11 protein-coding genes and 2 pseudogenes are annotated in these 13,866 nt (G+C 31.2%); 4 read left to right on the top strand and 9 right to left on the bottom strand.

From position 1 onward, the window contains the following. Positions 1 to 102 precede the first annotated feature (102 nt). A complete protein-coding gene (locus MHH42_RS13330; RefSeq protein ID WP_070173280.1) occupies positions 103 to 1,464 on the bottom strand; it encodes a glycosyl hydrolase family 8 in 1,362 nt (453 codons plus the stop codon). Positions 1,465 to 1,602: 138 nt separating this feature from the next. Then, positions 1,603 to 2,517, bottom strand: a pseudogene (locus MHH42_RS13325) (DMT family transporter). Positions 2,518 to 2,667: 150 nt separating this feature from the next. On the opposite strand from MHH42_RS13325, the gene pdxR reads away from it, so the two are divergent. Next, entirely contained in the window at positions 2,668 to 4,101 is a 1,434-nt protein-coding gene (gene pdxR / locus MHH42_RS13320) for a MocR-like pyridoxine biosynthesis transcription factor PdxR (protein ID WP_070173279.1), read from the top strand. A 45-nt stretch (positions 4,102 to 4,146) separates the two neighbouring features. Here the strand turns inward: pdxR and MHH42_RS13315 are convergent. Next, positions 4,147 to 4,676: pseudogene (locus MHH42_RS13315) on the bottom strand (DUF4269 domain-containing protein). Between the two features lie 173 nt (positions 4,677 to 4,849). Here MHH42_RS13315 and MHH42_RS13310 point away from each other — a divergent pair. Both MHH42_RS13310 and MHH42_RS13305 read left to right on the top strand, forming a co-directional pair. Then, positions 4,850 to 5,311, top strand: a complete 462-nt coding sequence (locus MHH42_RS13310; RefSeq protein WP_000021723.1) for a DUF2306 domain-containing protein — start codon at positions 4,850 to 4,852, stop codon at positions 5,309 to 5,311. 108 nt (positions 5,312 to 5,419) lie between these two features. Next, on the top strand, positions 5,420 to 5,833 hold the full coding sequence (locus MHH42_RS13305) for a DUF4870 domain-containing protein (RefSeq protein ID WP_016108532.1): 414 nt from the start codon (positions 5,420 to 5,422) through the stop codon (positions 5,831 to 5,833). Positions 5,834 to 5,966: 133 nt separating this feature from the next. Here the strand turns inward: MHH42_RS13305 and MHH42_RS13300 are convergent, their stop codons facing one another. Next, a complete protein-coding gene (locus MHH42_RS13300; protein ID WP_000724034.1) occupies positions 5,967 to 6,842 on the bottom strand; it encodes a glycerophosphodiester phosphodiesterase in 876 nt (291 codons plus the stop codon). Positions 6,843 to 6,888: 46 nt separating this feature from the next. Next, positions 6,889 to 7,689 (bottom strand): GNAT family N-acetyltransferase, encoded by an 801-nt coding sequence (locus tag MHH42_RS13295; RefSeq protein ID WP_016108531.1) that lies wholly within the window; start codon positions 7,687 to 7,689, stop codon positions 6,889 to 6,891. A 495-nt stretch (positions 7,690 to 8,184) separates the two neighbouring features. Here MHH42_RS13295 and MHH42_RS13290 point away from each other — a divergent pair, with 495 nt between their 5' ends. After that, on the top strand, positions 8,185 to 8,895 hold the full coding sequence (locus MHH42_RS13290) for a hypothetical protein (protein WP_002038924.1): 711 nt from the start codon (positions 8,185 to 8,187) through the stop codon (positions 8,893 to 8,895). Between the two features lie 58 nt (positions 8,896 to 8,953). Here the strand turns inward: MHH42_RS13290 and MHH42_RS13285 are convergent, their stop codons facing one another. The 4 genes from MHH42_RS13285 to MHH42_RS13270 form a co-directional block, all read right to left on the bottom strand. Next, entirely contained in the window at positions 8,954 to 10,249 is a 1,296-nt protein-coding gene (locus MHH42_RS13285; protein ID WP_000533145.1) for an MFS transporter, read from the bottom strand. 113 nt (positions 10,250 to 10,362) lie between these two features. Next, entirely contained in the window at positions 10,363 to 11,586 is a 1,224-nt protein-coding gene (locus tag MHH42_RS13280; protein ID WP_016108530.1) for a MerR family transcriptional regulator, read from the bottom strand. A 430-nt stretch (positions 11,587 to 12,016) separates the two neighbouring features. Beyond that, the gene (locus MHH42_RS13275) at positions 12,017 to 12,442 is read right to left on the bottom strand and encodes a DUF4879 domain-containing protein (protein WP_016108529.1); all 426 of its coding nucleotides are present in this window, start codon (positions 12,440 to 12,442) and stop codon (positions 12,017 to 12,019) included. A 651-nt stretch (positions 12,443 to 13,093) separates the two neighbouring features. Beyond that, positions 13,094 to 13,519: an ester cyclase gene (locus MHH42_RS13270; protein ID WP_000801762.1), complete on the bottom strand. Its 426-nt coding sequence runs from the start codon at positions 13,517 to 13,519 to the stop codon at positions 13,094 to 13,096. Positions 13,520 to 13,866 lie beyond the last annotated feature (347 nt).

The raw sequence follows: 13,866 nt of genomic DNA, 5'->3' as shown, positions 1-13,866 counted from the left end.
AGTATATCTATGCGAATTTTAGAATGGATAATGTTTTACAAAATATTAAAAAGGAACTAGCGTATGCTAATTCCTTTCTTAAGTAACCATTCTCAAATTTAATTAATTATCGTATCCTTCATAAATTGCATCATTTATTTGATTTTGTATTTTTTTATCATCAGGTACAGGTTTCCACCAATTTCCTGTAATAAATAGCATCGTTAATAAATTATAACTATCACTAAAATAACTTTCTCTCTTATTCTTCATCCAATCCCAACCACTATTTACCCACTTTTGATTATTGCTACTCGTTATACTTGCAGCAATAAACGGTGAAACAAATACAGCAGTTGGATAACTACCAATATTTGATCCGTTTAATTGATAACCATCCACAATTTTTGAAGGATTTCCATTCGTTTTATTTTGAATCCATGAAGAGACTTTATCAGAAATGACTTTACTTCTTTTCTCGCCGTACATCGCATAGTCCATTACAATTCTTAATGGTACCCGACTAGCATTGTAATAATATGCATTTGTATATTCTGACTCATCTAAGAAATCTTTAGGTGCGGGTTGTGGTGGGGTTTTTACAACAAAATCTGAAATAAGCCCTGTATTTGGAGAGTACTTATTACTAAATTGCGTATATACATCGTACAAATTATTAATAACAGTAAGCCAAGTTTTATCACCTGTAAATTCATAAAAAGCTCTAAGATGTGACATTATCCAATCAGATGGTCTCGTATCAAGTGAACTTTTAGAATCCCAATCTCCTAAATTTAGTCGGTTATTATTCGTAACATTACTAGCTTTAATACCTTTTGTAATCATGTCTTGTGCTTCTTTCAAATAATTAACTGTTCCATTAGATCCCCACTGCTTATGAGCAAGAAGAAGAGAATACGCAATATCTAAATCCCCATCAGTAGCAGAATCAAAATGACCTTGTGCTTTTTTACTATCTGCGACAACCCATCCCATTAAATTAGGATTTTGAGAGCTTTTAAAAGTTCTTGCTGTTTTAAATAAACCGTCATAGATTTTTTGAGCATTCGAATCATAACCAGCCATTAATACTGTAATTATCATCCCATACCCTTGACCTTCTGAAGTTCCAAGTGGCTTAAACCCATCCGCATCACCTGTAATCTCTCCTTTTACGTAATAACCACCAGGTAAAGAAGATAAATCATTTTTCAAATATTTCTTTTTCCAATTATCGTAGTAACTTCTTACAGAAGCATTTAAACTTTCCTGTGTAACATGATTCGGTTTTATAACACCTGCATAATTAACTTGCTGGGGAAATGGTTTCATTTCCTTTGCAGCAGCTACTTGTTGATTAACTACGGGAATAGAATTTTGTATTGAATTGTCCGTTACACTTGCTGCGAAACTAGAATTAGAAAAACTAGCTAGTCCGATTCCTACAATAGAAATACATATGAAAATTTTTCTTTTTCCATTCATTATGTTGTCAGCTCCTTTTAAAATGCTTACTACATAAAATGTAACATACAATATTTAACTGAAATACAAAATATTATATTTATCAACATAAGAAAGAAACTATATCAAAAAGTATCATAAAATCATTATTTAATTAAGTTATATCGATTTACTGTTTACTAGATTCCTATGTTTTTCTTTTCTTACTACTCGTATATGAGCAATCAATATCCCAAGTATAGTAATCCCACCTCCAATTACAGAAATAAAATTCGGTACTTCACCTAACTATACCCAAGCTATAAAGCACGCAGTGACTGGCGTTAAAGATAGAGAACTTGTTGCCTCGGAAGCACCAGCACGAGATATAATATACTCTAAGGCAAGATACGGGAGTACTGTTGGAAATAAACCTAAATATATAACACTCACATTCACTTCAAGAGGAGCTGCTAGTATTTCTGTATAAATTCCCGGTAAGAAAATAAGCATACATACAGTGCTAGATAAAATTGTATATATGGTAAATGGCAAAAAGCCGTACTTTTTCAAGTAAGAAGTTTGGAAAACGAAAAATAGGCTTTCTGAAACGGCTGCTAATAATATAAATAATCCTCCACTATTAAATTGAATAGAACCTCCTTGACTAAATGATATGAGAGCAATTCCAATAAAACTAATTACACCACCGATCCAACCATTTAATTTCATTTTTTCATTCAAAAAAACAGAAGCAAGAATTGCTGTTACAATAGGAGTAACTGAAACAATTAAACTTGCCGATCCAGCATTTACAGTTTTTTCACCGTAGTTTAATGCAATGTGATAAATAGTAAACCCTAAAGCACCGAATATAAAAATCGCTGGAATGTCTTTCAAATCAGGTAATTGTAGTTTGTATATAAAGGAAAACACAAGAAGTATGAATGAAGCGATTAACAAGCGTAGTAAAGTAAGATGTTCAGGTGTGTATGATTCAAGCCCCATACGAATTGTCGGAAATGCAGTTCCCCATATTAGAATCGTAAAAGCGTGAGCACATATGATTTGTAAATCCCATTTTTTATTAAGCATGTTTTCTCTTCCTCTCCAATAAACCAACCATTTTCAAATTGCCAATTATTTCTTTTCATCATATTTAATAGTTGATACAATGTCTTCAACCAGTTATTTATCGAAAAAACCAACCACTTTTCATTTTTAAATAAACGAGGGAGTTTTTATATGACAATCGATAAAAAGGTGCCCAAATATCGGCAGATAATAGACTATATGAAAGAAAAAATTGAAAACGGAGAATGGCCAATCGGAAGTAAGATTCCTAGCCAGCGGCAGTTAGCAAAGTTATTTCATGTAAATCGGAGTACTGTAATAACTGCGCTAGAAGAGCTTATGGCTGACGGCTTAATTCAAGGGCAAATCGGGGCAGGAACAATTGTTATGAATAATACGTGGTCCTTATTAGCAACGAATCCCCCGCCTAATTGGAGTGAATATGTAAAGGCTGGTATTCATAAACCAAGTAAGGTAATGGTACGTGAAATAAATGAAGCAGAATCAAATAAAACACTTATCCATCTTAGTAAAGGCGAACTTGCCCCGCATCTTTTCCCACTAGAAACGATGCAATCCATTATTAAAAACGTTAGTGAGGAATTAGATTATTTCGGATATGAGGAACAAAAAGGTTTTTTTCCGTTACGTGAAGCAATAAGTAATTACGTAAAATCGTTTGGAATACACGTATCGCCTAACTCTATATTAATCGTCTCCGGTGCATTACAAGCATTACAATTAATATCAATGGGTCTTTTACATAGAAAATCAACCGTTTTACTCGAACAACCTTCTTACTTATATTCACTTCATGTTTTTCAATCAGCAAATATACACCTATCTGGTATAGCGATGGATCATTACGGGATTTTACCTAGCGATTTATTAACACGTATTAAATATAGTCAAAAGAAAAATATTTTATATTCTATTCCTTGTTTTCAAAATCCAACAGGGATATTAATGTCTGAAAAGCGCCGGAAAGAAATATTAAAAGTATGTGAAAAGGAACAGTTACCTATCATCGAAGACGATATTTACCGTGAGTTATGGATTGATGAACCTCCTCCAGCTCCTTTAAAATCGATAGATAAACATGGACATGTATTATATGTTGGTAGCCTCTCTAAAACACTAACTCCAGGACTTAGAATTGGATGGATTATCGGACCAGAACCTGTTATTGATAGATTATCAGATATAAAAATGCAAACAGACTATGGGTCTAGTTCTTTATCTCAAAGAGTTGCTGCTGAATGGATAAATAAAGGTTTTTATGAAGACCATGTAGCGAACGTAAGAACGCATTTAAAAGAACGAAGAAAAATGATGGTACAAGCTTTACATATGTATTGTGCAGACATAGCAACTTGGGATATTCCTAGTGGTGGATTTTTTATATGGCTAAAGGTTGTACCTAACATTCCGATGAAGAGACTATTTTTAGAGGCACTATCAAAAGGGATTCTTTTAAACCCAGGACGTATTTATGAAGAAGAATCAGATCAATGTATACGTTTATCGTATGGATATGCTTCTCCAGAACAAATAATTACCGGGATAAAATTGTTAAGTGGATTAATCCGTAAGTTAATGATATAACAAAAATCCTCTTTTATTTATAAGAGGATTTTTTGTGTACCTTATTTACCACAAACGCATTTCCTGTCCCAATAAAATAAGTTCTTCATAAGGATCTCCGTCAATTTTTAATACTTGAGCAAAAGCTAGTTCTGTTTTTATCCCTTGTTCTTTTAAGCGAATAATTTCTTCCCTTATATGTGGATTCTGCATTAATATCATGTGCTCAACAATCATATGTTTATATGCATTTTGGCTACGCACTGGCTTAGGTTGGGCAAATAATTCAAATTCAAAACCTTCAAATTTAAAATTCACCTTTATTGATTCAGTATTTTTAATTTTTTCTTTTTTATTTTGAATCCTTCATAAGAACCATATAAAGATCTCATTTCCTGTTCAAAAACATCAAAGTTATGTACTTCCATTACAATATCTAAGTCAGATTGAAGAGTATCAATTCTTATAGGTATTGTCCCACAAAGAACAGGACTATACAAAGCTAAATCCTCCATTATGTTTAATGTATTCAAAACATCATATACTTTTTGTTGCTTGTCATTCCCTGATTGTAAATATGTAATAGATGTAAACATGGAAGTCTCTCCTTCATTTCACGTAATACGTGACTCACTAAATTCAAGAAAATTTGTCCGTTGAAATTTATTCTAAGAGTACCTTTATTTCAATATATTAAGACGAATAAACAATATGTTTCAACTTTTCTCCTATACTGCAATACTATAAAAATAAAAAAGGAGGAATTATTATGAGCATTTTCAACATTCTTTTATCCATACACATTTTATTTGGAACAATATGCTTAATTACCGGTATTGTAGCGATGGTTGCTCAAAAGAAGAAAGGCAAACATACAGAATGGGGCGAAATATATCATGCATCTTATGTTGTTATCACCCTTACTGCAATCATATTGTCCATAATAAATTGGGATAAAATCGCATATTTATTTTATGTAGCAATTTTCTCTTATTCATTTGCGATTTATGGTTACCTTGCAAGAAAAAAGCGTTGGAAAAATTGGCTTCACCACCATATTAGAGGTATGTTAGGCTCTTATATTGGTGCCGTCACCGCACTTTTAGTAAATATAGGCATCCATATTCCTATTATAAATTTACTTCCGCCAATTTGGTTTTGGTTTTTACCTACTTTAATCGGCATTCCTCTCGTAGTCAGTGTATCAAAAAAATATAAAAAGCGTAGTTAAAATTAGTTACATTTTGATTACTTTCTAGTTCATTTTTATTCCATGTTTCCTATGATATAATGGGTTGTATTGTTTTTTACCATCTACATTAAATATAGGAGGATTTTGATGATACTATCACAAGATAAAAACATTAAACTAGCGATACATGGAATTACTTTATTATCTTTCTTGGTCTTTTTCCTCTTTGGTAATACACTTTTTTTTATACCCCTCATACTTTATTTCGTTTTCAAATCACAAAGTATAAAAGAAATGAATCTAGAATCAGCCCTTTTTCAATTTGGAGTATGGCTCGCTGTATTTCTTTGGAACTTCGTAGTAGTCCGTACGCTCATGTTTTCCTTATTACACATTGACTTGAGTACAAATTCCTTGTTTGTTATTTTTGGAACAATTCCACTATATATAATACTTTTAGCTGCTGTAATTTTAGGACCAATTAAAGGGATTTTATATGAATTACAAAATAAAGAGTTTCATTATCCTATTGTTTCACGATGGGTGCATAGAACTAAATAAAAAGAATCCAATAAAGTTATTGGATTCTTTTTATTTTCTCTTTTGCATAGTTATTTAAACTTCGGCTCAATGTATTCAATGATATTACCATCATGAAAACAGCCGTATATCATTTCCTATCGGGTAATTCTTTTTATTTATGATTTTTTAAATCCAATATTGAATGTAAACGATCCGGATAATTAGTAAACATCCCGTCGACTCCCCATGAAAGTAACTTTTTCATATCTTTTTCATTATCTACTGTAAATGGATGAACTTCTAATCCGTGTTTCTTTATTTTCTTTACGTAAGCTGAATCAATATATTTGTAATTCATACCAAGACCTATGCAGTATGTTTTATACTTTTCTATCTCTAATTCATTTAATTGAACTGACTTTTGATATGATAATAATTGTACTAGTGGGATATTAGCATGTAAACTATGAATCTTTTGCAGACTTTCTTCACTAAAGGATTGAATAATAACTTTATCACTTATTTGGTAGTACTTTATAATTTCTAATAGCTTTTCTTCCATACCCGGATATTCATCTGGTGACTTTGTTTCTATATAATAATTAGCATTATGCCCAAACATTTCTATAATTTCTTTTAACTTTGGAACTTTAGCATTTTCAAATTCTTTCTTTGCTAAATTCGGATATTTTTCATTGAAAAAAGAGCCTACATTTAGTTGCTTCATTTCTTCTAATGTATGTTCTTTTACTAACCCTTTACCGTTTGTTGTACGGTTTACGGTTTCATCATGCATAGCTACTAAATGTCCGTCTTTTGTCATTTGGAGATCAATTTCTATGTAATCCCCCTTCAATTGTTGGCCTAATTTATATGCTGCTATTGTATGTTCTGGTGCATACGCAGAAGCGCCTCTATGTGCGATATTCTTTATATGATTTGATTGATTAATAGCTTTAGTGTATTTATGTTCGTTTATTTGCCGAAAAACAAAGATACTTATTACTATGAAAAAACAAATGATTGTAATTAGAGATATTTTTTTCATAACGGTATGTTAACTCCTATATTTAAAACAATTTGACTTGTATGATTTACTCAAATAAATGTCGATTTTCAAAAACAGTCATTCGTCCAACAGCTTGAAAGCCCGACTTTTTATAAATATTGATTCCATCAGGTGAAGCTTGTAAAACGCAATAAGTATTTTTTAATTTCTTTGCTTCTTGCAGCAAGAAGTTAAACATAGTAGAACCAAATCCTCGTCCTCTCATCTCTTCTTGAGTTGCTATGTCATAAATACCAATACTATCTTTTGTACAGACCAACGAACCAACAGTTACAACTTCATCTTTATACATACCTAAGTATAGCTTCATATTTTCACTATTCCATAAATCGAAAGAAGAAATTTGATTATAGAATGATTGTACATGTATACCTTCCTCTGATGTACCGAATAGATCAGCTAGCGTTTCTCCAAATCTTTGTATTTGTCCGAGCGAAGATGCTTGTTGAATTGTAAAGCCTACTGGCGTGTCTATTGTTGGAGAAATTGTTTTTAAGTCTGCAACCATCGCAATACTATGTTCTGCTTCTTTTAAACCAAATTTTAATAACTCGCTCTTAATAGTCTGCCCTTGTTCTTCATCCCAAAGCCAAACACACATTGGAAACTGCTTTTGATTATAGTATTCTACCTCCTTATTTAATTGCTTAGCTCTATCTGTTACATTATTGTTAAGTAAAGTAATGATATTAAATGTATCTGCAGGTAAACCACAGTCGACAGCAATGTAATCCTTCGTTTCTTTTACATTCATTCCTTGCACAAGTCTAGCAATATATGAGATTTTAAATGTAAAATTATCTAATAGTAACTGTTTATAATTCATAAATTGTGCTCCTTTCATAAAAATTAGTATCCGAACTCTTTGATTTTAAATATAACACATAAGTTATTTACCTTTTTCTATAAAAATATCTCTTTAATTTATGCGGGATAGCTTAAAAGAATTAAAAATGATATAACGTTGTCGGAATGAAAAAAGTGGTATATAATAAACATTAACATTACTAGTAATTATTTTAGGTATTCCTAGAATAAAGGAGCGATACATATGAAAATTACTATTTATTTCGGAAGTCATGAAGATCAAGATGTACGTACTATGGACTGTCATTTAGATGTAGAAGATACAGAAGAGATTGTTTCTGTATCATAATATAAATATACGGGATAAACCCTATTCCCTACAGCGTTTAAGACACCTTTTACAGGTGTCTTTTTTGTTGTTTTTTTCATCAAAAACCCTTTACTTTAGAGTGTTTTAATAGTAAAATATACACATACGAACAAATGTTCTTTTACTTTAATTGTACATGAAGGGATGATTTTTACAATGGCTCAAGCAAAGCGCAGAGGAAGAAAAAAGCAAACACCTATTATTTCAAATACAGGCTTTATCGGCTCTGTCTTTATTGATACATTGGAGTTACAAAAGAAATCCTATTATTTCGCTCGTAAAAAACTTCAAATTGTTCATCATGTACTTGATGGTCTATCTGGAGCAATGAGCGCATTATTTAAAGAACATAATATCACTGCATATATGTCATGTGTATATTTACATAACCAAAAGAAAATCGGCTTTGTTCTTTCAACAAAACCTTTTGAACAAAGTGATGGTGTGTCTTATTTTATAAATTATTTGATCGAAAAGAATTTTTATGGTAACGAAGATGTAGAATACCAAGAAGTATTTAATACAGGTTTTATCGGTGTAGTATTCGCCGATTTATCTAGTATAGATCGCTTTAATTTTGAGTTTGAAATGGGTATGTTAACAAAGTTAATGAAAGATATGATTATTCCCGTTAAAGAACTCTTTTTACGCCATAATGTACCGGCTTATATCTCCACTTCTCATTTAGATGAGCAAAACAAATTAGGTTTCGTACTTTCTGTAAAACCGTATGATGAACGTGCAGAAGCAGATTTATACTTTGAAATGTATTTAAAAGAGCGTGGATTATTTATTGGTGATGAAGAAGATGATATTGATAAGATTGTTATTAGAAAGACAGCTGAATTACGATAAAAAAGCGCAGGATGATGATCCTGCGCTTTTTTATCTGTAACAATATCAAATAGTTACGTTAAACACTATAATCTTTGGAATGAATTTCTAAATTGAACTTATTTGAATAAGCTTTATTCAAAATAAGAAATACTATTCCTCCTGCAATTGGAAGCGTGTAGGCTGGAATATAATTTAATAATAGACCTGATAATGCCAGTGCTATCGGCTGCATCATTTTACCTATACTTAATCCAATACTGAGCACTCTTCCCCTATATTCATCAGGAACTTCTTTTTGCATGAAATAAATTAAAGGAATATCAATTAACGCTATTATTAGCCCGAAAGAGAACATAACAACACAATACGTAATAACGCATACAAAATCATTTGCTTCAAAACTTTTGAATAAAACTGGAATTCCTGAAATAATCATAAAAACTGCCAACATTGAACTTAGCTTTTTCAAAAGATAAGAGTAAGAAAAACGATTAGTTATCTTTTTCACTAAAATTGCACCAATTATCATCCCTACTGGAAAAGTTCCTTGAATGATACCAAATTGCTTCGAACTAAGATTGAGAACTGTGTTAATAATGTATGGTAATGGAACAGTTACAGCAAATCCTAAGAAGAAATTAAGCGAAATTAAAATATGAAACGTATTCTTTAAGCTTTCCCTCTCCATTAAGTAAAAGTATCCCTCTTTTATATCTTTAATAAAATTAATTTCTCTTATTGAACATTCCTCCTTTATATCGTGCCCGAACAATTTAAAGTGAATAAACAGTATGGATATGCCAGAAAGGATAAATGAAATACCGTTTATCATTATAAAAAGTTTTATGTCTACAACAGCAAAAACGATACCACCTAACATAGGACCGAGAATTAAAGATACAGAATCAATAATTTTACTTATAGAATTAATACTCATTAACCTCTCTTTAGAGACGATATTCGGTTTTGCGGATTCTAATCCTATTCCAAAAAACGTTGTAAATACTGTTAAAAGAAAAGTAGTAGTATAAATGATGAATAAGTTTAATCCATAATTACTGCTCAATGTATAAACAGTAATTAATAAGCCTCCACTTAGTAAATCCATACAAACGACCAGTTTCTTTTTATCAACTTTATCTGCGATTACACCTGCAAATGGATTCATAACAATCATTGGAATCGTTCCTAAAATAAGCGTAATTGCGAAATTCCATGCTGATCCGGTTATTTGTAACACATACAATCCTAATGCGAAACTATAAATAGAGCTACCAAATATTGATACTGTTTTCCCAAATGAATAGAGATAAATATTTCTTAGTTCTTGAGTACTTTGCTCATTTTGTGAATGTATTCGTAAACGTCCCATAACTCTTTCCTCCCGTTTAACTTTGTATTACATACAGTGTAAGTTCTCGGGTCAACCCAATATCAATATGCTATTATTAAAAAGTTTTAAAAGAAAAATAAAAGAAGATGGGGTTAACCCCATCTTCTTCCGAAAAATGAATATGTATAAATTTCTTCTCCTTGAACGAAGAAATTTTCGTATTTCCCGCCTCTTTCCAAATAATTAGAAGTTCTTTCATCAATGGTTTGAAACTGTAGTTTTTGAATTTCTCCCTTAACTTTTGAAGAGGTAAAATTCTCTCGTAATCTAATTGATATATGACTATGTATGCTGAAATTTTTAAATAAAATATATGAGCTTAGCATATAACACTCTGGCTTAAAAAGTGGATTTAATTCATGCAACAAAAAGTTTTTATGCTCAAAACTATAATTACTTGTACCAGACTGATCAATGACAATATCAGCAGAATAATTCTGAATAGGTATGTTTAAAAAGTCGGCACAGATAAATAGAATGTTTCTTTTCGGGTTTCTTCTTTCAATTACATCTTTTAAAAATAAAAGTTTATTCAAATCTCGATCAACAGCAATATATAGGCAATTTCCTGGTAGTTCCTCATAAATATTTCGTAAAAAGAACCCAATACCAGATCCTAAATCAAGTAGTATTTTTTCATTTAAATCTAGTTGCATTAGTTTCTTTTTCGCCCATTCTCCTCCTCTTTGAACATTTTCCAAAAAAGCAGTATCAGTTTCATGGATATAATCCGAAATAGAATCTTCAAGTGATGTCTTTTCATATGCTTTATATGAGTTTCCAGCTGTTAAAACCCCTGAAATAATCGCGTATTCTTCACCACAATTACAAATTAACTTTCCCTCAACAATTTGATTCTTATTGATAATGCCATCTTCAAGAATCAAATTTCCGTTACACTTAAAACACTTAAATACATTAAGTACGTTTAAATCTATCCCTAAAATTGAATTCGAAATTTTAGTTTTTATAGATAAATTATTTAACGCTTCCTTTAATTTATCTTTTTGTTCCTCTAAATTTTTTATTTCCTGTTCAATCTTTTCATATTTCAATTTAAATAAAGATTGATAAAAAGTATTTTTTTCGTAATCTATAGATTTCCCTAAATTTTTATAAAGAAAAAGATCTTTAATTTCATTTAAGCTAAATCCTAGCCTTTTGTACTCTAAAATAAGTTCCATATCTTTTTGACAATACTCATCAAAAAAATAGTGCCCACCTTTCTTTTCAGGAATAATGAGACCGAGGTCTATATAATGTCTAATCGTATCTACACTTACAGTATTTACTTCTGCAAACTTACTGATTTTCATACTATCACTACCATTTATATATTTGTTTATACATACTTCTTTATTATTTTAAAAAATCCTTTCATCTCCCTATACAAAATTATTTATGGTATGAAAAAGATGTAATTCATTTTAGGGTTCCGTCACATACTCATCCAGCTAAGCTTATATAAGTTTAGCTATTCTTTTTTAATCTTGAATTTTGGCGTAAGTAATACAGTCTTTTTCTGTTTTCATTGAATTGGAATATGTAAGGTTACGTACTTTAACCATAGAGGACTTGTACTACCCGTTCCTATCAATTTCATAGACGTGTAGGATGTTATTTTATGGGAAGTGTTCTTGCTGTGGGATCGGTATTGTAAATATAGATGAACGTGGTTCAAGTCAAAAAAGGTACTCCTAGGAGTACCTTTTTTGACTATTCTGTATGTGCGAACGTTTTCAAAAATTATTGGATATAAATTGACGTACGCATTGTATTAAATGGCGCGTTTATAGATGTTTTTTGGTATTCAAATGTTCCTTGTTGATGTCCAGAAGCATCCCATTTGTAATACCAGCCAACGATTGGTTTTCCGCCGATTATTGTGGATCCAATACTTTTTACATTAGAACCATTTATTTTAGTAAATGGATTTTGACCGTATCCCATCTCTTTCGTTGTAATATATAAGTATTTTCCCCCGTGGTTACGTGATGTGCTAAAGCTGTTTGAGTTAATTGTTTCTACTCCGCCCAGCTCAGACTCTACTTGTACGACGTTTAGTGAAGTAAGTGGTGCTGCAGGTCCAGCTGAAGCTTCTGTTGCCATTCCTAAACCGACGAACGCTGTGATTGCTAACGATGAAATCCCTAGTGCTGCTTTTTTAAACATAAAAAACATCCCCTTCCATCTATTGTTTTCTCTTTCATTGCCAATATAATCTTAATAATCTTATATGTAAATAGATTGTAACTATATAAATATTAGTGCGAATATTCTATTATATGTTTCTACAATTCTATTACTTAATATGAATGACTTACAGTGTAAAACGAAATACACATTACAACTTGATTCTATTATTTTCATTGTTAGCTAGTGTATCCCGAATTTAAACCGCATGAACAATTATTGCTATTTTTTGGGTTCATAAACAGGTGTCTATGTTTGTTGTTACCATATAATAAAGTTACACTAAGCTGATGTCAGTACACGTAGAAACAATAAAAAAGAGCATATTTTAAAAGATTTATCCCGCATTAACGGGCAGTAAGACCCCAACCTCAAAATTCAGTGGAAGCAAAGAAGTTAGGTGGGGGATCAACTGCCTGTAAAAGCCCGATTGGTTCAACTAATAATCAGTGGGGGATGAACAAAACCCCCACTGATTAAAGTTTCACTTTATTAAAACATGCTCTTTTTTTATTAATTTGAATGAATCTTTCAGTAAAAAAGTGCATTGATTTGTATCCTTTATGTAATAGAAATACTCGTTTTAAAAATCTTGTTTTTGTGCTTTTTACTATTATTCTTAAAGATAATTTATTGAATGTTCTTATTGTACTCTAATTGATTTTGAATTCCTGATCTATCAATTTGAATCCAATACTCTGAAATTTTCCCATTTTCAATTCTATATACCGCACTTGCTATTTGAGTTATAGGGAGGCCTGTAGGTTCGTATCCATCTATTTCTCCTATGTGTGTACCTACTTGCTTCCAGCGTACATATACTTTACTATCTTGTACTAATAATTCTTGAATTTCTAAAGAAAAATTTCCATATACTTCTATCATCTCTCTTACATGCTCAGCATAATCTTTTGGCGATCTGTATACTGTTTGTTCCTCTTCAGATATAACTTGATGTGCCAATACTTTATCTGCCATATATCGATTTGAAAAGTCTGGATTATTCCCTGAACGCACTTCTTTGAAGAAATTTCTAACAATTAGTTCTGGTTTCATTAAACATCCCCCTTAAAAATAAATCCAATACTAATATCACCTGAATGTATTAGATAAGTGTTATATTACTCATTCTCACTCTTTCTCAATAAGCATGTCAAGTTTGTAGTGTTGGCATGAAAATTGTAAACTCGCTTATGCTTTGTATTCTTCCGTTCATTCTTGAAAATTTCTAACAACTCGTATTTACCATATTTTATATCCCATATTCCTAAGCTTCTTTATTCTAGAATGTTTTTACTACACTATTTATTTTTTCTTTTTCCCTTGCAGGAACAACTGTGATAACATTACCTTTATCATTTAAAGTCAGAGGGTGTAGAAATTACAGATAGCTATCGATATGC

Origin of the sequence: Bacillus sp. FSL L8-0099, assembly GCF_038006385.1 — a bacterium.
Lineage (GTDB): Bacteria > Bacillota > Bacilli > Bacillales > Bacillaceae_G > Bacillus_A > Bacillus_A toyonensis.
Note: the sequence above shows the minus strand (reverse complement) of the source record. Positions and strands in the feature narration are given on the sequence as shown.

What these genes read in the sequence shown, in the direction of transcription:
- MHH42_RS13330 (WP_070173280.1), bottom strand. Translation starts at nt 1,464, where the DNA reads ATGAATGGAAAAAGAAAAATTTTCATATGTATTTCTATTGTAGGAATC.
- pdxR (WP_070173279.1), top strand. Translation starts at nt 2,668, where the DNA reads ATGACAATCGATAAAAAGGTGCCCAAATATCGGCAGATAATAGACTAT.
- MHH42_RS13310 (WP_000021723.1), top strand. Translation starts at nt 4,850, where the DNA reads ATGAGCATTTTCAACATTCTTTTATCCATACACATTTTATTTGGAACA.
- MHH42_RS13305 (WP_016108532.1), top strand. Translation starts at nt 5,420, where the DNA reads ATGATACTATCACAAGATAAAAACATTAAACTAGCGATACATGGAATT.
- MHH42_RS13300 (WP_000724034.1), bottom strand. Translation starts at nt 6,842, where the DNA reads ATGAAAAAAATATCTCTAATTACAATCATTTGTTTTTTCATAGTAATA.
- MHH42_RS13295 (WP_016108531.1), bottom strand. Translation starts at nt 7,689, where the DNA reads ATGAATTATAAACAGTTACTATTAGATAATTTTACATTTAAAATCTCA.
- MHH42_RS13290 (WP_002038924.1), top strand. Translation starts at nt 8,185, where the DNA reads ATGATTTTTACAATGGCTCAAGCAAAGCGCAGAGGAAGAAAAAAGCAA.
- MHH42_RS13285 (WP_000533145.1), bottom strand. Translation starts at nt 10,249, where the DNA reads ATGGGACGTTTACGAATACATTCACAAAATGAGCAAAGTACTCAAGAA.
- MHH42_RS13280 (WP_016108530.1), bottom strand. Translation starts at nt 11,586, where the DNA reads ATGAAAATCAGTAAGTTTGCAGAAGTAAATACTGTAAGTGTAGATACG.
- MHH42_RS13275 (WP_016108529.1), bottom strand. Translation starts at nt 12,442, where the DNA reads ATGTTTAAAAAAGCAGCACTAGGGATTTCATCGTTAGCAATCACAGCG.
- MHH42_RS13270 (WP_000801762.1), bottom strand. Translation starts at nt 13,519, where the DNA reads ATGAAACCAGAACTAATTGTTAGAAATTTCTTCAAAGAAGTGCGTTCA.